The 18,467-nt window shown below is 71.0% G+C and carries 16 protein-coding genes; 10 read left to right on the top strand and 6 right to left on the bottom strand.

Features of this window, described 5'->3' with window-relative positions:
• The first annotated feature begins 174 nt into the window (after positions 1-174).
• A complete protein-coding gene (locus ACIOKD_RS24405) occupies positions 175-1,563 on the top strand; it encodes a wax ester/triacylglycerol synthase family O-acyltransferase (RefSeq protein WP_402087688.1) in 1,389 nt (462 codons plus the stop codon).
• Between the two features lie 192 nt (positions 1,564-1,755).
• Positions 1,756-3,252: an SDR family NAD(P)-dependent oxidoreductase gene (locus ACIOKD_RS24410; RefSeq protein WP_402087691.1), complete on the top strand. Its 1,497-nt coding sequence runs from the start codon at positions 1,756-1,758 to the stop codon at positions 3,250-3,252.
• Between the two features lie 153 nt (positions 3,253-3,405).
• On the opposite strand, the gene ACIOKD_RS24415 is transcribed toward ACIOKD_RS24410, so the two are convergent.
• From ACIOKD_RS24415 to ACIOKD_RS24430, 4 genes are all read right to left on the bottom strand, one after another.
• Positions 3,406-4,179, bottom strand: coding sequence for an SDR family oxidoreductase (locus tag ACIOKD_RS24415; RefSeq protein ID WP_402087693.1), 774 nt, complete (start codon positions 4,177-4,179; stop codon positions 3,406-3,408).
• 149 nt (positions 4,180-4,328) lie between these two features.
• Positions 4,329-4,814: a hypothetical protein gene (locus ACIOKD_RS24420; RefSeq protein ID WP_402088142.1), complete on the bottom strand. Its 486-nt coding sequence runs from the start codon at positions 4,812-4,814 to the stop codon at positions 4,329-4,331.
• Positions 4,815-4,933: 119 nt separating this feature from the next.
• A complete protein-coding gene (locus ACIOKD_RS24425) occupies positions 4,934-5,566 on the bottom strand; it encodes an MBL fold metallo-hydrolase (RefSeq protein ID WP_402087695.1) in 633 nt (210 codons plus the stop codon).
• Positions 5,563-6,651, bottom strand: coding sequence for an S-(hydroxymethyl)mycothiol dehydrogenase (locus ACIOKD_RS24430; RefSeq protein WP_402087698.1), 1,089 nt, complete (start codon positions 6,649-6,651; stop codon positions 5,563-5,565). The genes ACIOKD_RS24425 and ACIOKD_RS24430 overlap by 4 nt, the downstream gene beginning before the upstream one ends.
• Before the next feature lie 438 nt (positions 6,652-7,089).
• On the opposite strand from ACIOKD_RS24430, the gene ACIOKD_RS24435 reads away from it, so the two are divergent.
• Together ACIOKD_RS24435 and ACIOKD_RS24440 are read left to right on the top strand one after the other, a co-directional pair.
• The gene (locus tag ACIOKD_RS24435) at positions 7,090-7,260 is read left to right on the top strand and encodes a hypothetical protein (protein ID WP_402087701.1); all 171 of its coding nucleotides are present in this window, start codon (positions 7,090-7,092) and stop codon (positions 7,258-7,260) included.
• 285 nt (positions 7,261-7,545) lie between these two features.
• Positions 7,546-8,031: a GNAT family N-acetyltransferase gene (locus tag ACIOKD_RS24440; protein ID WP_402087704.1), complete on the top strand. Its 486-nt coding sequence runs from the start codon at positions 7,546-7,548 to the stop codon at positions 8,029-8,031.
• A 96-nt stretch (positions 8,032-8,127) separates the two neighbouring features.
• Here ACIOKD_RS24440 and ACIOKD_RS24445 read toward each other — a convergent pair whose 3' ends face one another.
• Positions 8,128-9,477, bottom strand: coding sequence for an amidase (locus ACIOKD_RS24445; protein WP_402087707.1), 1,350 nt, complete (start codon positions 9,475-9,477; stop codon positions 8,128-8,130).
• A 121-nt stretch (positions 9,478-9,598) separates the two neighbouring features.
• Here ACIOKD_RS24445 and ACIOKD_RS24450 point away from each other — a divergent pair, with 121 nt between their 5' ends.
• On the top strand, positions 9,599-10,231 hold the full coding sequence (locus ACIOKD_RS24450; protein ID WP_402087709.1) for an alpha-L-fucosidase: 633 nt from the start codon (positions 9,599-9,601) through the stop codon (positions 10,229-10,231).
• Positions 10,232-10,336: 105 nt separating this feature from the next.
• Here the strand turns inward: ACIOKD_RS24450 and ACIOKD_RS24455 are convergent, their stop codons facing one another.
• Positions 10,337-11,404 (bottom strand): LacI family DNA-binding transcriptional regulator, encoded by a 1,068-nt coding sequence (locus ACIOKD_RS24455; RefSeq protein ID WP_402087712.1) that lies wholly within the window; start codon positions 11,402-11,404, stop codon positions 10,337-10,339.
• Between the two features lie 244 nt (positions 11,405-11,648).
• Here ACIOKD_RS24455 and ACIOKD_RS24460 point away from each other — a divergent pair, with 244 nt between their 5' ends.
• From ACIOKD_RS24460 to ACIOKD_RS24480, 5 genes are all read left to right on the top strand, one after another.
• Positions 11,649-12,932, top strand: a complete 1,284-nt coding sequence (locus ACIOKD_RS24460) for an ABC transporter substrate-binding protein (protein WP_402088145.1) — start codon at positions 11,649-11,651, stop codon at positions 12,930-12,932.
• Between the two features lie 5 nt (positions 12,933-12,937).
• Positions 12,938-13,954: a carbohydrate ABC transporter permease gene (locus ACIOKD_RS24465; protein WP_402087714.1), complete on the top strand. Its 1,017-nt coding sequence runs from the start codon at positions 12,938-12,940 to the stop codon at positions 13,952-13,954.
• Between the two features lie 17 nt (positions 13,955-13,971).
• A complete protein-coding gene (locus ACIOKD_RS24470; protein WP_402087716.1) occupies positions 13,972-14,889 on the top strand; it encodes a carbohydrate ABC transporter permease in 918 nt (305 codons plus the stop codon).
• A 248-nt stretch (positions 14,890-15,137) separates the two neighbouring features.
• The gene (locus tag ACIOKD_RS24475; protein WP_402087718.1) at positions 15,138-16,376 is read left to right on the top strand and encodes a glycosyl hydrolase; all 1,239 of its coding nucleotides are present in this window, start codon (positions 15,138-15,140) and stop codon (positions 16,374-16,376) included.
• A 42-nt stretch (positions 16,377-16,418) separates the two neighbouring features.
• Positions 16,419-18,467: an endo-beta-N-acetylglucosaminidase gene (locus ACIOKD_RS24480; RefSeq protein WP_402087721.1), complete on the top strand. Its 2,049-nt coding sequence runs from the start codon at positions 16,419-16,421 to the stop codon at positions 18,465-18,467.

Raw genomic sequence — 18,467 nt, forward strand, 5'->3', positions numbered from 1 at the left:
TCGACCACTCCGGTCTGTCTCACGCGTCACATGGGTCCCGTTCCCGCCAGCGGTAACGGTGGGAGCGGGACTTAATCTGCTGTTAACTGAGCGTAGCGCGATCGTACTTGACCGTAATCGTCCAGCCGGGATTGACTGCTGGCTTCACCCGTCGTCGACGCGAGAGCCAAGCCATTGAACGTAAGGCCCTCTGACTCCGACCTTCTCGCACCACTCGACCTGGCGTTCTGGCACATCGAATCCCGCGAGCACCCCATGCACCTCGGAGCGCTGGGCGTCTTCGCGGCCAACTCGCCCGCCGCGGGCCGGCACGCGGCCGATCTCCTCGCGGCCCGCGCGGCAGGCGTACCCGGCCTGCGCATGCGGATCCGCGACATCTGGCAGCCCTTCGGCCTTCGGCGGGCATCGGGGTTCGACCCGCGTCGGCCGTTCGCGTTCGGCGGCGCCGTCCGTGAGGCCGCCCCCGACTTCGAGCCGCTCGACCACGTCCGTCTGCACGCCCCCGCCGCCGACTTCCACGCCGTCGCCGGCGCGATCATGCAGCGGCCCCTTGAGCGCGGCAGGCCGCCGTGGGAGGCCCACGTCGTACCCGGTGTGGACGGCACCTCCTTCGCCGTGCTGTTCAAGTTCCACCACGCGCTGGCCGACGGGCTGCGGGCGTTGGCGCTCGCGGCGGCCGTCCTCGACCCCATGGACATGCCGGCGCCCCGCCCACGCCCCGCGGAGCCGGCGCGCGGCCTCCTCTCCGGCCTCGTCCCCGACGTGGCGAAGCTGCCGGCACTGGTCCGCGGCGCGCTCTCCGACATGGGCCGGGCTCTCGACATCGGCGCCTCCGTCGCCCGCGCCACCTGGGACGTACGGTCCTCCGCCGCCCTGGCCTCCAAGCCCACCGGCACCCGCCGGGTCGCGGGCGTGGCGGTGGAGCTCGACGAGATCCACACGATCCGCAAAAGTGTGGGCGGCACCGTCAACGACGTCCTCATCGCCGTCGTCGCGGGTGCCCTGCGCCGCTGGCTCGACGAGCGCGGCGACGGCAGCGAAGGCGTGTCGCCCCGCGCCCTGATCCCCGTCTCCCGGCGGCGCCCGCGCACCGCGCACCCGCAGGGGAACCGGCTCTCCGGGTACCTGATACGGCTTCCCGTCGACGACCCGGACCCGCTCGCGCGGCTCGCCACCGTACGCGCGGACATGAACCGCAACAAGGACGCGGGACCCCACCGTGGCGCGGGCGCCGTCGCCCTGCTCGCCGACCACGTCCCGGCGATCGGCCACCGGCTCGGCATGCCCGTCGTCGGCCAGGCGGCCCGGCTCCTCTTCGACATCCTCGTCACCAGCGTGCCGCTGCCCAGCCTCGGCATGACGCTCGGCGGCTGCCCGCTGACCGAGGTGTACCCGCTCGCCCCGCTGGCCCGCGGCCAGGCCCTCGCGGTCGCGGTGTCGACGTTCCGCGGGCGCGTCCACTACGGGCTCGTCGCCGACGCGGAGGCCGTCCCGGACCTCGACCTGCTGGCCAAGTCGCTGGCGGTGGAGGTGGCGGAACTGAACGCCGCCTGCGTGTCCTGAGACACATCTCGCGGGCCCGGCGGATGCCCGGGGCGCCGCGGCGCACGGGCCCGCGAGGGACCGGCCACAGGGGTGTCGGAGAGCGGTGATCATCGCGGGTTTGGTGCCTTCGGCCTGTGCTCCGTAAAATTCCGCCTTCGAAGGCGAGCGCGGTTCGAGCGCCGCGCGAGAACCCTAGGAACGGCAACGACGATGACGGTGACAGAGGACAGCCCGGCGGCACCCGCCGTGGACACGGCGCAGGCCCCGGACGGTTCGTACGGTCCCGGTATCGACCCGGAGCGGCTGGCTGTCTGCCTCGCCGTGCTCGACGAGCTGGAGAAGATCGACGTCGACCACCCCGACGCGATCGCCGTGCGCCGCGCCACCGCGGGGATCTACCGCTCGGTCAAGCAGCGTCGCAGGCAGGACCGCAGGGCCGCCAAGACCGCCCACGACAAGGCGGTCACCGAGGCCACGGCCACCGGCTCCGCCCAGCGCATCGACGACGAGACCGAGGGCGTCCTGCCGTCGTCCGGCACCGAGGCGGGCGCGATCGCGGGGATACTCCAGCGCCCGCGCTCCTGCTACACCTGCAAGGTCCGCTACACCGAGGTCGACTACTTCTACCACCAGCTCTGCCAGAAGTGCGCCGCCGACAACCGCGCCCGCCGCGACGCCCGCACCGACCTCAGCGGCAAGCGCGCGCTGCTCACCGGCGGCCGGGCCAAGATCGGCATGTACATCGCGCTCCGGCTGCTGCGCGACGGCGCGCACACCACGATCACCACGCGCTTCCCGAACGACGCGATCCGCCGGTTCAAGGCCATGCCCGACAGCGACGACTGGATCGGCCGGCTGAAGATCGTCGGCATCGACCTGCGCGACCCCGCGCAGGTCGTCGCGCTCGCCGACTCGGTCGCCGCCGCGGGGCCGCTCGACATCCTGATCAACAACGCCGCGCAGACGGTGCGGCGCTCGCCGGGCGCCTACAGCGAACTGCTCGCCGCCGAAGCGGGCCCGCTGCCCGCCGGTGAACTGCCGCCCGCCGAGGTCATCGGCACGTTCGGCTCCGGGGCCGTGTCCGCGCTGCCGGTGGCCGGGGGCGGTGCGCTGACCGCGCAGGACGTGACCGACCTCGCGCTCGTCTCCGGCTCCGCCTCCCTGGAGCGGATCGCCGCCGGTACCGCCATCGACGCGGGCGGACTCGTGCCCGATCTGCACGACACCAACAGCTGGATCCAGGCGGTCGAGGAGGTCACGCCGATCGAGCTGCTGGAAGTCCAGCTCTGCAACTCCACCGCGCCGTTCATCCTCATCAGCCGGTTGCGGGGAGCGATGGCGGCGGCCGAGGCCGGGCGGACGTACATCGTGAACGTGTCCGCCATGGAGGGTGTCTTCAACCGCGGTTACAAGGGCGCCGGGCATCCGCACACCAACATGGCCAAGGCCGCGCTCAACATGCTCACGCGCACCAGTGCGCAGGAGATGTTCGAGAAGGACGGCATTCTGATGACCGCCGTCGACACGGGGTGGATCACGGACGAGCGGCCGCATCCGGACAAGATGCGGCTGGCCGACGCGGGGTTCCACGCGCCGCTCGATCTGATCGACGGGGCGGCGCGGGTGTACGACCCGATCGTGCGGGGTGAACAGGGGGAAGATCTGTTCGGGGTCTTCTTGAAGGATTACGCGCCCGGTAAGTGGTAGTTCGCTGCGCCGGCTTGAGCGGGGACGGGGCTGGGGCCGGGGCCGCGGACAGGGTTTGAGCTGGGGCTCGGGTGCCTGGGGGCCGTGAGGGCCGTGAGGGCCGTGAGGGGTTGTGGGTCCGGTGGGGCTTGTCGCGCAGTTCCCCCGCGCCCGTCACGGGGCGGCCCTGTGTGCCCGGCGCACCCTTGTTCCGCCGTCCACCAGTAGGTCCGTGCCTGTGATCCACTCTGCTGCGTCCGAGGTCAGCCACAGGACGGCTCGGGCTATGTCCTCCGGTTCGCCGATGCGGCCGAGGGGTGGTAGGGGTGGTTCGGCGGCCGGCTCCTGGTCCGACCGGTCCCAGACGAAGCGGGCCATCTCGGTGCGTACGAGACCGGGGGAGACCGAGTTGACCCGGACCCCTGGGGCCAGTTCGCCCGCCAGTTGTTGGGTCAGATGGAGCAGGGCCGCCTTGCTGGTGCCGTAAGCGCCCAGGTCGGGGCCGACATGTGTCGCTCCCTCGGTGCAGATGTTGACGACCGAGCCGCCGTGCTTGCGCATCCAGACCCGCCACGCGTGCTGCGTCAGCCGCAGTGGGGCCTCGACGTTGACCGTGAACGCCTCGCGCCACCGGTCCGGGTCGGCGTCCATCAGCGGGCCGTAGGGCTGATTGGTCGCCGCGTTGTTCACCACCACGTCGATACGGCCGTACTCGTCCATCGCCAGCTCGGTCAGCCGACGCAGATGAGCCGGGTCGGCCACGGTGCCCGCCAGGCCCACGGCGTCGCCCAGTCGTGCGGTGGCCCGGCCCAGCCCGTCGGCCTCCCGTGCCGTGACGCACACCCGTGCGCCCGCCGCCACGAACGCCTCGGCGACGGCCAGCCCGATCCCGCGCGAGGCCCCGGTGACGATGGCGACCCTGCCCTCGAAGCCGTACGGCGACGTCATCCGCGTACCGTCTCATGACGGCCCGTCAGTCAACAGGGGCCGTCGGGCAGCGCCTCGTGGCGGAGGGGGCGGGGAGGGATCGGTGGAGTGGGCGGCGGGGGTCGGCGGTGGAAGGGGCGGAGGGGTCGGCGGTGAAAGGGGCAGAGGGGTCAGTCGACCGCACCCAGGCGGGCGTGCCGGGCCGAGACGAGTGTGAGTACCGTGCGCCAGTCCTCCAGCACTCCGGCGTCCAGGCCGGCGGTCCGGGCGGACTCGTCGGCCTGGCGCAGGATCAGTGCGTCCTCCGTGAATGGACCGTCCCGTGCCGGACCGACGGGGGCCGGCTCGTGCGGCCGGTCCTCACGGTGGAGGCGTACGAGGCCGGAGACCCGCTCGCCCAGCAGTGACCGGACCGCGTCGGCCGCGAGGCCGGCGTGACCTGTGGGTTCGCCCGGCCGCAGCAGCCGCCCGACGACGTGCACCAGCCCGGCCACCTGGAGTTCCTTGTCGGCGGGGCGACTTCGGCGCAGCAGCGCGGCGGTCTGCAGGGCGTGATCGTGCAGATCGACCGGGGTGCCGCCGAGGCAGGCGGTGTCCCGGGCTCCTCGGCAGGCGTGCAGCAGATCCATCAGCTCTTCGACTCCGCGCAGCTCCATGCGCCAGTCCTCCCTGCGGGCGAGAAAGGCCGTCGTCTCGCGCCAGCAGATCATGGCCAGATTTCAATCAAGCCAACGGGAACTGAACTGCGCGCCTGTCCGAAGGCTCGCCGGCTCGTTCAGTGGCCCCTGTCGATCCACTCCTGGAGGTTCGGGGCCTCGGCGCCGACCGTCGTCGTGTCGCCGTGGCCGGTGCGGACCACTGTCCCGGCGGGCAGGTCGAGCAGGCGGGTCCTGATCGACTCCACGATCGTCGGGAAGTGGGAGAAGGACCGGCCCGTCGCGCCGGGACCGCCCTGGAAGAGGGTGTCGCCGGTGAAGACGGTGTCCAGCTCCGGGGCGTACAGGCACACGGCTCCCGGCGCGTGCCCCGGCGTGTGCAGGACGGTCAGTTCCACGCCCGCCACGGAGAGCCGCTCGCCGTCGGACAGCTCGGCGTCCGGGAGACGGTCCGGGTGCGTCTGCTTCCACAGCGGGAGGTCGTCCGGGTGGAGCAGGATCGGTGCGCCGGTGCGCGCCGCCAGTGCCGGGGCCGCGTCGATGTGGTCGTTGTGCGCGTGTGTGCAGATGATCGCGCGCAGGGTGCGGGTGCCGAGTGCCTCCGCGATGGCGTCCGCGTCGTGCGCCGCGTCGATGACGACTGCCTCGGTGTCGTCGCCCACGATCCATACGTTGTTGTCGACGTCCCAGGTGCCGCCGTCCAGGCTGAACGTGCCCGAGGTGACGAGGTGCTCGATGCGGGCGGTCGTCACAGCTCCACCACCGATCGCAGGACGTCGCCCTCGTGCATGCGGTCGAAGGCCTGCTCGACCTCGTCGAGCGTGATGGTCTCCGTCACGAAGGCCGCCAGGTCCAGCCGGCCCTGCTGATGGAGGTCGATCAGCATCGGGAAGTCCCGTGAGGGCAGGCAGTCGCCGTACCAGGAGGACTTCAGGCTGCCGCCGCGGCCGAAGACGTCCAGCAGGGGCAGTTCGAGCTTCATCTCCGGTGTGGGGACGCCGACCAGGACCACCGTGCCCGCCAGGTCGCGGGCGTAGAAGGCCTGCTTGTACGTCTCCGGGCGGCCGACCGCCTCGATGACGACGTCCGCTCCGAAGCCGCCGGTCAGCTCGCGGATCGCCTCGACCGGGTCCGTCTCCTTGGAGTTGACGGTGTGGGTGGCGCCCATCGTGCGGGCCTTCTCCAGCTTCCGGTCGTCGATGTCGACGGCGATGATCTTCGCGGCGCCCGCGAGGTTCGCGCCGGCGATCGCCGCGTCGCCCACGCCGCCGCAGCCGATGACGGCCACCGAGTCGCCGCGGCCCACGCCGCCGGTGTTGATGGCCGCTCCGATGCCGGCCATCACGCCGCAGCCGAGCAGGCCCGCGACCGCCGGGGACACGGACGGGTCGACCTTGGTGCACTGGCCGGCCGCGACCAGGGTCTTCTCGGCGAAGGCGCCGATGCCCAGGGCGGGGGAGAGTTCGGTGCCGTCCTCCAGGGTCATCTTCTGCTTCGCGTTGTGCGTGTCGAAGCAGTACCAGGGGCGGCCGCGCAGACAGGCCCGGCACTGGCCGCACACCGCTCGCCAGTTGAGGACCACGAAGTCGCCGGGGGCCACGTCGGTGACGCCTTCGCCGACCGACTCGACGACGCCTGCCGCCTCGTGGCCGAGCAGGAAGGGGTAGTCGTCGCTGATGCCACCCTGCTTGTAGTGCAGGTCGGTGTGGCAGACCCCGCAGGCCTGGATCTTCACCACGGCCTCGCCGGGGCCCGGGTCGGGGATGAGGATCGTCCGGATCTGCACCGGCTCGTTCTTGCCGGGGGCGATGACACCGCGTACCTGCTGGGCGGCCATGTCGGGCTCCTTCACATGGACAGTGGGGCGCTGATCATGTTGGCACAGGGGCGGACCGGTGCGTCATCGCCTGTGGACAACCGAGGTGTACAGGGAGTGGGGTATGTCGAGCTGACGATCGAACAAAAGGTCGAACAAATGGTCGTATGGGTGGTCGCGGAGGGCGGATGACTTCAGATGGTTACACCTTGTTTTCAGCCCCATCGAGCGGCGGACCGCTCATTTGGTTACTCTGTGCGGGACGGACAGCTCATTTGGGTCCCACCCGCACCCACGGTCCGTCCCGGGACAAGCCAGTCACCACGGCCTGCTCTCATGTGAGTTGACCGGCGCCACCGCGTCCGAAGTGCCCTTGTTCAGACCCGAGTGGACGCAGGCGGCCGACAGCAGAGTGGTCCTGTGCGCCCCGAGGGTGACCCGACACATAAGGAGTGCGCGGTGACACCGGAGACAACGAATCTCGATCAAGGCCTCAAGGCACGGACAGAGGTCACGGACCGGGCGGAGAAGCTCGGCAGCCTGGACGTGTGGGCCAGGTCCGCCCCCATCAGGCTGGCGGGCTACGAGGACGATCTGGCCGAGCCCCACATCCTGCCCAGCGTGGACTGACCGTCGGGCCGTGACGGATGGGCCGTGACCGACGGGCCCGCGCCGTGCCGAGCCGGGACCGTCGGGTGGCCGTCCGGGGCGCCTGGCGGTGGTCAGTCGGTCGGTGGTCAGTCAGTCGGTGGGTCGGGGCCGTGCCGGTACGTCGATCCTGTCGCCTTCCGGGTGTACTGCCCCAAGAACGAAGAGTTCGGTCGATTGCAGGAGCCCTGTGCGACGGGCTGCGACGTACCGGCACGGCCCGCTCCCGCGGTGTTGTGATCGGGGGGACATGTCAAACTCGTGTTCATGCTGATCAGAGACGCCGTGGCCGACGACTGGCCGCGGATCTGGCCGTTCTGGCGCCGCATCGTGGCCGCCGGCGAGACCTACGCCTGGGACCGGGACACATCCGAGGAGGATGCCCGCGCCCTGTGGATGGCGCCGGGCAAGCGCGTGTTCGTCGCCGAGGACGAGATCTCGGGTGCCGTCGTGGGCTCCGCCTACGTCACCCCCAACTACGGCGGCCCCGCGGCCGATGTGGCCAACGCCGGGTTCATGGTCGACCCGGACCGCACCGGCCGGGGCGTGGGCCGGGCCCTGGCGGAGCACGTCCTGCGGGCGGCCGAGGCCGACGGTTACCGGGCGATGGTCTTCAACGCCGTAGTGGAGACCAACCCGGCCGTGAAGCTGTGGACAACCCTGGGCTTCGAGATCGTGGGTACGATCCCGGCTGCCTTCACCCACCCGACCCACGGCAGAGTAGGTCTGCATGTGATGCATCGAGCACTCTGACGGACGGTGTCGTGGCAATCGGGGTGCCCGTTCGGCTGCAGAGGTGCGGGGAACGGCACGGTCAGCCCTCAGCGACCCGCATCCGATCCACCACCCTCACCCCACAGCCAGCGGAGCTGTACGCGTCCAAGGTCGCAGCCTCTCCAGCTGTCCTGCCACTGCCAGCAGGACGCCCTCGCTCCCGGGCCGTCCCACCAGCTGGACAGCCCCCGGCACCCCCGAGGGCAACACCCCGAACGGCACCACCATCGCCGGCCACCCCGTCAGATTCCATGGGGGAGTCAACGGCGAGTAGTACGTGTTGACCAGGACATTCCGCAGCCAGCCCCGCTTGTGCCACTCCGCGGCGGCGGGCCCCCGCCGGGCCAGCGCGGGTGTGAGCAGCACATCGTGCTCCGCGAAGAAGGGTGTGAGCCGCTCCCGCAACTGCTGCCGGCGTACACCGGTCCGTACCGAGTCCACGAACCGGCGCCCCAGCCCCGCGTGCACCCGCGTGCGCGGTGCCAGCCGCCGGGGATCGAGCCCCTCCGCGTCCACCGCCGTCCCGGCCGTCCAGTGCGCCAGCGAGGTCGTACCCAGCCACACCGGATACGGCGGGTCCGCGCGACGCACCCGATGCCCCGCCCCGGCGAGCAACCGGGCCGCCGCACGGGCCGCCGCCGCGTGGGGCCGGGTGACGGCGACGCCCGCGAGGGGGCTGCGCACGGAGACGGCGACCGAGAGAGCGGCGGGCTCATCGGTGCGTACGGCGTCGGTGGCGGCCAGTACCGAGAACATCAGCGTTGCGTCCTCGACCGTCGTCGCCAGCGGCCCGTTCTCGGACATACCGAACCAGTCGCCGTGACCGATGCCCGCCGGAATCAGCCCGTGTCCCGGCTTCAGGCCGATCAGGCCGCAGTTGGCGGCGGGTATCCGCAGCGAACCCATACCGTCGTTGCCGAGGGCCAGGGGCACCATCCCGGCGGCGACCGCCGCAGCGCTGCCCCCTGAGGACCCGCCCGCGCTGCGTGTGGTGTCCCACGGGTTGCGAGCCGTGCCGTACACCCCCTCCGTGGTGCCGAAGACACAGAGCTCGGGGACGTTCGTCAGGCCCACCACGACGGCTCCCGCCGCACGCAGCCTGGCCACCGTGACGTGGTCCTCCCGCGCCGGGGTGTCCGGGCTCGCCGCGCTGCCGTTGCGGGTGGACTCGCCGCGTACGGCCAGGTTGTCCTTGACCGCCACCGGTACGCCCGCCAGGGGGAGGTCGGTCAGGTCCGCCCGGGACGCCACCTCGTCCGCCTCGGCGAGCGCCGCCGCCGCGCGTACGTGGCGGAAGGCGCCCACGCGCGCGTCGAGCAACTCGATCCGCGCCAGGTGCTCGGCCACCACCTCGCGCGGCGTGACCCGCTTCTCGCGGACGGCGGCAGCGATCTCGGCGGCGGTCCGGCCGGCCCAGCTGGTCACGATGGCTCCTCGGGGACGTGGTCTCAGCGATGAGTACTCATGCATACGAGACGTACTGTGCCTCGGTGTCGGCCGTCGCGTCGAGAGCCGACGTGCCGGGAGCCGTCGTGCCGGGACGCGCTTGGACATTCGATTGGACTTCGCGCTCTCGTACGACGCCCCGGACATCGGCGGCCGGGACGCCCTGGTCGCGGCACAGCCGGTCGCCGACCACCTGCAGTGGTGGCCGGCGGAGGCCGACGTGTCCATCCGGGACGGCTGGTTCTACCACGCCGACCAGCAGCCCAGGTCGGTCCAGCAGTTGACGGACATCTACTTCGGCTCGGTGGGCCGCAACGCGGTCCTGCTGCTCAACGTCCCGCCGGACGACCGGGGCCTCCTCCCGGCCGCCGACGTGATCCGCCTGCGGGAGTTCCGCGAGCGTATCGGCAGGGAGCTGCCGGAGGACCTGGCACGCGGGGCGCTCACCACTCGGTCCCCGGGCGTGATCACGGTGGACCTCGGCCACTCCCGAGAGGTGGACCGCGTCCGGCTCGCGGAGGACATCCGATACGGCCAGCCAGTGGAGGGCGTGGTGATCGAGGCCCACACCGACGGAGCCTGGAGGCGCGTCACCGAGGCGGGCACCATCGGCGCCAGCCGGATCCTGCTCCTACTCACCCCGGTACGGGCACGCCGCTGGCGAGTACGGGTGACAGCCACCCGCCACACCCCTCACCTGGCCAACTTCGAACTACACCGCTCCCACCTCTGAGAGCGAAGGCCCCCGGCCCCCAGGGCAGGGGCGCGGGGAACGGCGCGCTCAGCCACGACGAGCCCGCACACAACGAACAACCCCCGCCCCCGCCCCCCATCCCGCTCAAGCTCCGCAGGACCCGCAGGGCCCCGTACTGTCCCGCTCGATCAACCCCGGCACAGGCACCCCCACAGCCCGCGCGGGCCCCCCGTCCAACAGCGAGGTCAACTCCACCGCCGCGGTGCGGCCGAATGCCACCGTGTCCCGGGACAACGCCGACAACCACGGCTTGACCATGCGGCACAGCGCCGAGTCCTCCCAGGCCACGACCGATACGTCACCCGGTACCGAGAAGCCCAGCTCCGTCGCGGCGGCGACCCCGGCGACGGCCATCACGTCGTTGTCGTAGACCAGCGCGGTCGGCGGCGAGCCGCCCTTCAGCACGCCACCCTCCAGGACGCGGCGCGTGACGGCCGCACCCTCCGCGTCGGAGTAGTCCGTGGTCACCGAGCACACCTCCGCGAGCCCGCGCCGGTCCGCCTCGGCGCGCAGCGTACGGATCCGTCGCTCCGTGTGCGCGAGCCCGGGCAGCCCCGCGATGTGCACGATCCGCCGGTGCCCCAGCTCGTACAGCCGCCCGACGACGGACGCCATCGCCCCCGCGTCGTCCGCCCAGACCGTGGACAGACCCGGATGCCGGGCGTCCGGGGCCCCGCCGATGACCACCGCCGGCAGCCCCAGTTCGTCGAGCAGGTCGGGGCGCGCGTCGGCGGTGCGCGGGTCGACGACCAGCACCCCGTCCACGCGGTGCTCCGCCCACCAGCGCCGGTACACCGCGCACTCGTCGTCGACGTCCTCGACCACCTGGAAGAGCAGTCCGAGGTGACGCTCGGCCAGAACCTCCTGTATGCCCGAGATGAGCTGCAGGAAGAACGAGTCCACGCCGAGGGTGTGCGCGGGCCTGGCCAGGACGAGGCCGACCGTCGCCGTGCCCTCGCCGGACAGCTGGCGCGCCGCCGTGCTGGGCCGCCAGCCCAGCTGTTCGGCGACCCGGCGCACGCGGTCCCGAGTGATCTCGGAAACCCCTGGCCGGTCGTTGAGCGCGAACGAGACCGCGCTCTCGGAGACCCCGGCGCGCTGCGCGATGTCCTTCATCGTCGGCCGGCGCGCGGGAGACCGCTTGGCTGGCAACTGCTCCCCATTTCACTGAAGCCCTGCTCAATGGCGCCTCGTACTAAAGCGCTTGAGTCAGGTCACTCTAAAGCGCATTAGTGATCTGTCGCAAGAGGAGAGGGAGAGCGCCTCTGACCTGGATCTATGTCGAGCTGATGAATTTAGCGAGGCGGAATCCATTGACTTCCCCACCGCGCAGGATGCAAGGTCTGCCCGTCACCCCTGACCCACACCGTCGCAAAGGAGCCCGGTCACCGTGCGCATGCCTCGCAGAGCACTCGCCGCCGCTGTCGTCGCCCTGGTCCTGCCGCTCAGCGCCTGCGGCTCCGGGGGTGACGACAGTGGTTCCACGGACGCCTCCGGCAAGGTCGAGGGCGACATCACCTTCCAGACCTGGAACCTGCGGGCCAACTTCAAGCCGTACTTCGAGGGTCTGGTCGCCGACTTCGAGAAGAAGTACCCCGGCACGAACGTGAAGTGGGTCGACCAGCCCGCCGAGGGCTACGCAGACAAGATCAGCGCGGACGCGGCCGGCGGCACCCTGCCCGACGTCGTGAACGTCTCGCCGGACCTCGTCGCCCCGCTCGCCAAGGCGGGCCTCGCGCTCGACCTCGACAAGGCCGCCGCGAAGTACAGGAAGGAGTACCTGCCGGGTGCGTGGGCCAGCCACGAGATACCTGGCATGGAGGGCACGTACGCCTTCCCGTGGTACCTGAACACCGGCCCGCTCTTCTACAACAAGTCGCTGTTCGAGGAAGCGGGCCTGGACGCCTCGAAGCCGCCGAAGACGTACGACGAACTCTTCGACGACGCTATGGAGTTGGCGGACAAGAGTGACGGCGAGGTCGCGACTCTGGCGAACGTGCCCACCATCGAGGACTTCGGCCGTTACGGCGTCGAGTTGATGAACAAGGAAGGCACGGCCTTCGCCTTCAACGACGCCAAGGGCGTGCAACTCCTGAGTAAGTACAAGGAGTTGTACGACCACAAGGCACTCGACTCGCAGGCGCTGACCGCGACCCCCGAGTCGTCCGGCAAGAAGTTCCTCACCGGCGCCGTCGCCATGAACCCGGGCAGCGCCCTGGACCTCGGCAGGTTCAAGCAGGAGGCGCCGAACCTCTACAAGAACATCGGCATCACCGACCAGATCACCAGCACCGGCAAGGTCAACATGTACGTCATGGGTGTGATGGTGAACGCCCGGACGAAGCAGAAGCCCGCCGCCGTCGCCTTCGCGCACTTCGTCACCGACGCGCAGAACCAGATGTCGTTCGCCAAGAAGGTCGCGATCTTCCCGAGCACGGCCGGTTCGCTCGACGACCCGTACTTCACCAAGGAGGACGGCACGGACGAGACCCGCGTCCGGATCGCCGCCGCCGGCTCCCTGAAGAACGCCGTCAACTACACGCCGGTGCTGTTCAGCGAGCAGATGAAGACCGAACTGCGCAACTCCGTCGCCAAGGCGCTGCAGGGCAAGGTGAGCCCGAAGGAAGCCCTCGACAACGCTGTCAAGGCGTGTGACCGCCTGCTCCAGCAGCAGGGCTGATCGACATGTCGAGTTCCCCCAGTACGGCTCCCCCCGGCAGGGTCTCCTCCGGCAAGGCGTCCGTCGGTGCCGTTCCTCCCGACAACGGCAGCGGCGACGGCGGCAGCGGCAGTGGCGACAGCGGCGGACGCCCGGCCGGGACCGCGGCCCGAGTGCGGCGGCAACTGCCCACCAGCCCCTGGCTGTTCGCCGCCCCGGGACTGCTGGTCGTGGGCATCTTCATCCTCTATCCGTTCGTCTCGACCGTGGTCAACGCCTTCACCGACCGCCGGACCCTGATCCCCGGCGAGTTCGTGGGCCTGGCCAACTTCCGGGAGCTGCTGCACGACGAGATGTTCTGGATCGGCCTGCGCAACAGCACGCTGTACGTCGTGGGGGTGGTCCCCGCGCTCGTACTGCTGCCTCTGCTGCTCGCGCTCCTGGTTCAGAAGAACATCCCCGGCATCGCCTTCTTCCGGTCGGCCTTCTACACCCCGGTCGTCGCCTCCATCGTCGTGGTGGGCCTCATCTGGGTATGGCTGCTGGACGAACGCGGCCTGGTGAACTCGCTGTTGGAGGCGGTCGGGGTCGGCCGCGTCGGCTTTCTGAGCGACCAGTGGCTGCTCCTGCTGAGCGCCATGGCCGTCACGGTCTGGAAGGGCCTCGGCTACTACATGATCATTTACCTGGCCGCCCTCGCCAACGTGCCGCGCGAGCTGCACGAGGCGGCGGCCGTGGACGGGGCGGGCTCGATCCGCCGGTTCCTCACGGTCACCGTGCCCGCCGTCCGCTCCACGATGGTGCTGGTCGGCGCGCTCTCCTCGGTCGCCGCCTTCAAGGTGTTCTCCGAGGTGTACCTGATGGCGGGGCCCGGCGGCGGCCCCGCGGGCGAGGACACCACGCTCGTGATGCTCGTCCAGCGCACCGGCACCGGCCTGACCGGCCGGGTCGGCTACGCCTCCGCCATCTCCGTCGTCGTCTTCGTCGTCACCGTCGCGCTGATGCTGCTCGTGCTGCGCGCCGACCGGAAGGAGGACGCGTGAGTCCGGAAGGAGGACGCGTGAGTGTCGCCGACAAGGTCCGCGAGGTGCCGGCCGGCGCGGACGCGCCCCGCCGTCGTCGTCGCCAGCGCGTCACCGACGAGCACGGCAAGCATGTACGGGTGTGGGAACTCGCCCTGCGGTACGTGTTGTTGCTCGCCGTTCTGGCGCTGACCGTCGGGCCGTTCCTGTGGCAGCTCTCCACCTCGCTGAAGGGGCCGACCGAGGACATCTTCAGTTCGCCGCCGAAGTTCCTGCCGGGTGAACCGACCCTGCACAACTACGACCGGGTCGCCCGGACCATCCCCGTGTGGGACTACGCCTTCAACTCGCTGAAGGTCGCCACCGCCAACGTCGTCACGAACTGCGTGGGCGCGGCGCTCGCGGGCTACGCGCTGGCCCGGCTGCGCTACCGCGGCCGCAAGGTGGCCACGCTCGTGTTCATCCTCGCGATGCTCGTGCCCGTGGAGGGCATCATCATCGCCCAGTTCACGACCATGCGTGAGCTGGGCCTGAACAACACCCTCATCGGGGTCGTCCTGCCCGGCTGCATCGGCGCGATGAACGTCCTGCTGATGCGCAACGCGTTCCTCAACCTCCCGTACGAGATCGAGGAGGCGGCCTTCGTCGACGGCGCGAACACCTGGCAGCGGTTCCTGCGGATCGCGCTGCCCTCGGTGAAGGGCACGCTCGCCGTGGTCGCGATCTTCGCCTTCATGGGCGCCTGGGACGACTTCCTGTGGCCCTTGATCGTGCTCAGCGACCCGGACAAGTTCACTCTGACCATCGGGCTCAACTATCTGCACGGCACCTTCGCCAACGATGAACGGCTGGTCGCCGCGGGCACGATCATCGCGGTGGCCCCGCTGATCGCCCTCTTCGCCTGCCTGCAGCGGTACTTCTTCCGTGGGGTCGGCGAGGGTGCGGTGAAGGGGTGAGGCCCGCGGCTACCGGCCGTAAGCCTCGCGGGCCGGGCGCGGTGACCGGTCGCCTGGCTTGCGAGCCGCGCGCGGTGACGGTGCCACCGAGGAGCGGCGGCCGGTCGTCGGGTGCGGGCCGGTGGGGGCTGGTCGCGCAGTTCCCCGCGCCCCTGAAGGGCGGCGGCCGTGTCGCGGGACGGCCCCCGACGGCGAGCAGCCCGTACACCCCCACATACGCACCACAGAAACAGGACTAGGACTCCCGGATGTCTTCTGCCGTGCGCTTCGGCGTCAACTACACCCCGAGTGAAGGATGGTTCCACCACTGGCTCGACTTCGACCTCGACTCCGTGCGCGCCGACCTCGACTCGATCGCCGCACTCGGCCTCGACCACATACGGGTCTTCCCGATCTGGCCCTACTTCCAGCCGAACCGCTCGCTGATCCGCCCGCGTGCCGTGGAACAGCTCGTGACGCTGGCGGATGCGGCAGCCGAGCGGGGTTTGGACGTCAACGTGGACGGACTGCAGGGCCACTTGTCGAGTTTCGACTTCCTGCCCGCGTGGACGCAGACCTGGCACCGGCGGAATCTCTTCACCGACCCGGAGGTCGTCGAAGGGCAGGCCGAGTACCTGCGGACCCTCGCCGCCGCCCTCGCCGACCGGCCCAACTTCATCGGCATGACCGTGGGCAACGAGGTCAACCAGTTTTCGGCGGGCCCCCACCCGGACCCCGACCGGGCGGCAGCCGATGTGATCGACGCCTGGCTGGAGCGGATGCTCGCGGCGTGCGAGAAGGGCGCGCCCGGCAAGCTGCATCTGCACGCGGAGTACGACGCGGCCTGGTACCAGGACGACATGCCGTTCACCCCGGCGCAGGCCGCGCGGCGCGGCGCGGTCACCGCCGTGCACTCGTGGGTCTTCAACGGCACGGCCCAGCGGCACGGCCGTACCGGCGTCGCGAGCGAACACCACGCCGCCTACCTGATCGAGCTGAGCAAGGCCTGGGCCGACGACCCGTCGCGCCCGGTCTGGCTCCAGGAGGTCGGCGCACCGGCGCCGCTGGTCCCCGCGGAGCATGCCGCCGCCTTCACCGAGGCGACCGTCGCGAACGCCCTGGACTGCACGGACCTCTGGGGCATCACCTGGTGGTGCTCCCACGACGTGTCCCGCGACCTCGCCGACTTCCCCGAACTCGAATACGGACTCGGGTTGTTGAGCAATGACCGCCGCCCCAAGGACAGTGCGCGGGTGCTGGCCCGCGCCGCCCGCTCGGCCCGCGAGCACCCGTACACCCCCAAGGCCCGCAGCACGGCACTCGTCGTGCCCGACGACCCCGCCGGCCGTTCCGTCTGCGCACCGGGCGGCCCGGTATTCGAGGCGTTCTTCCGGCTCACCGCCGACGGCGCCCGACCGACCACCGTCCTCGCGTCCCGCGCGAGCGACGTGGAGCACCTCACCGCACGAGGCATCACCGAAGTCGTCACTCCCGGTCAAGTTCCGTAACCCCCACAGGAAACAAGAACTCCCACAAGGAGGCACTTGCTCGTGAACCCCACCAGACGCACCGTCCTGCTCGTCGCCGGCACCGGGACGGCAGCGGCCCTGCTCCCGGCGACACCCGCGGCAGCGGCGGAGGCGGCGACCGCCCCCGCCGCCGAGGCCGCCGCCTCGGCGCTCCAGCCGTACGCCTCCTACTGGTACCCGGACTCGTTCCCCTCGGGCTCACCGGGCGCGGGCATCACCTGGCGCAGTCTGAAGGCGTGGAGCGCCGACACCGACACCGACCTCGCCTTCAACACGGCGTCCGTGCCGCTCGCCGAACGGTTCACCCCGACGCCGGTGAACACGACGGCACGCGCCGGACAGGCCCGTATCCAGTCGCTGGTCTCCTTCGGACCCACCGCGAGCAACCCCTCGCAGGGCGCGGCCACCGCCGACTACTACGCGCTCACCCACTGGAGTTACGTCGACGAGCTGGTCTTCTGGGGCGGCTCCTCCGGCGAGGGCCTGATCCTGGCGCCGAACGCGCCCGTCGTGGACGCCGCCCACCGCCACGGCGTACCCGTTCTCGGCAATGTGTTCCTGCCGCCCGCCGCGTACGGCGGCCAGTTGCAGTGGACCCGTGACCTGGTGCAGAAGGACGCGGCGGGACACTACCCCCTGGCGGCCCAGCTCGTCGCGGTCGCCGAGGCGTACGGCTTCGACGGCTGGTTCGTCAACCCCGAGACGGGCGGCGGCAACGCGGCGCTCGCCACCGACATGCTCGGCTTCCTCACCGAGCTGAAGGCGCTCAGCGCGGCGAAGGGGCAGCGGGTCACCTGGTACGACTCGATGACCGTCAACGGCTCGGTGAGCTGGCAGGGCGCCCTCAACAACCAGAACCGGGTGTTCTACCAGGCCGCCGACACGATGTTCATAGACTTCCGCTGGTCGGCGAGCAGCCTGGTCTCCTCCGGTACGGCCGCCCAGCAACTGGGGCGTAGCCGTTACGAGTTGTGGGCGGGCGTCGATGTCGAGGCCAACGGCTGGAACCGGTCCGTGAACTGGGACGCCATGGTTCCCAGCGGCTCGGCGCACATCGTGTCGGTGGGCTTCTACCGGCCCGAGTGGACCCGCAACCACCTGCCCGCCACCCGCACGCCCGGCGACTTCCACGCCGCCGACGACCGCTTCTGGAGCGGCCGTTCACTCGATCCGGCGCGCCCCGACACCACCGACACCTGGCGGGCGCCCGCCGTCTCCGTCGCCGACCGCTCGACCGTCACCGGGCTCCCGTTCGCGAGCACGTTCAACACCGGGCACGGACTGCGCTGGTACGAGGACGGCGAGGTGACGTCGACGGCGCAGTGGAACCATCTCGGCCTCCAGGACCGGCTGCCGTCCCGGCGCTGGGTCACGCGCACGACGGGACAGCACCCCGCCGTCACCTTCGACTTCGGCGACGCCTGGCGCGGCGGCAGCAGCGTCCTGGTCGACGGCACCCTGGACGCTCCCACCACGCTGGATCTCTACGCGACCCGCCTGCCGATCGGCGCGGACACGGTCGTCGAGCTGACCCACCGGGCCGACTCGGGGAATGTGAGCGTCGAACTGGCCGTCGCCACCGCCGAACCGCCGGGGCCGGGGCAGCCGTACGCCTACACATACTTCCCGGTCACCGCCGGCGACGGCTGGCAGACCTCGACCGTACGGCTGACCGGTCTGCCCGCGGGCGGCACCGTCCACGCCCTCGGGGTCCGGCTCACCGGGGCCGGGGGTGGTGGTGCCGTGAAGTGGCGGCTCGGGGGCCTCGCCGTACGCGCTCAGGACACCGAGGCCCCGGGCACGCCCGCCGACGCGCGCGTCACCGGCGCCTCCGGGGGCGACCTGCGCCTCGCCTGGCGCGCGGCCACCGGCGGCGGCGTACGCCACTACACGCTGCACCGGGTGATGCCCGACGGCACTCGGCGTTTCCTCGGCGGAACCGCTCAGCAGGCCTTCTTCGTTGGAGGACTGACAGCGGAAGGAGGCGAGACGGCGGCGAGGTTCGAATTGCGGGCCGTTGGGGAGCTTTACACCGCGTCGGCCCCCGCGACCCTGACCCACACCTGGTGA

The sequence above is a fragment of the Streptomyces sp. NPDC087844 genome (genome assembly GCF_044742785.1).
In the GTDB taxonomy this organism is placed as follows: domain Bacteria; phylum Actinomycetota; class Actinomycetes; order Streptomycetales; family Streptomycetaceae; genus Streptomyces.

Bases quoted from the DNA above. Each gene is read 5' to 3' on its own strand.
- ACIOKD_RS24410 (WP_402087691.1), top strand. From the start codon at position 1,756: ATGACGGTGACAGAGGACAGCCCGGCGGCACCCGCCGTGGACACGGCG.
- ACIOKD_RS24415 (WP_402087693.1), bottom strand. From the start codon at position 4,179: ATGACGTCGCCGTACGGCTTCGAGGGCAGGGTCGCCATCGTCACCGGG.
- ACIOKD_RS24430 (WP_402087698.1), bottom strand. From the start codon at position 6,651: ATGGCCGCCCAGCAGGTACGCGGTGTCATCGCCCCCGGCAAGAACGAG.
- ACIOKD_RS24475 (WP_402087718.1), top strand. From the start codon at position 15,138: ATGTCTTCTGCCGTGCGCTTCGGCGTCAACTACACCCCGAGTGAAGGA.
- ACIOKD_RS24420 (WP_402088142.1), bottom strand. From the start codon at position 4,814: ATGGAGCTGCGCGGAGTCGAAGAGCTGATGGATCTGCTGCACGCCTGC.
- ACIOKD_RS24440 (WP_402087704.1), top strand. From the start codon at position 7,546: ATGCTGATCAGAGACGCCGTGGCCGACGACTGGCCGCGGATCTGGCCG.
- ACIOKD_RS24460 (WP_402088145.1), top strand. From the start codon at position 11,649: ATGCCTCGCAGAGCACTCGCCGCCGCTGTCGTCGCCCTGGTCCTGCCG.
- ACIOKD_RS24465 (WP_402087714.1), top strand. From the start codon at position 12,938: ATGTCGAGTTCCCCCAGTACGGCTCCCCCCGGCAGGGTCTCCTCCGGC.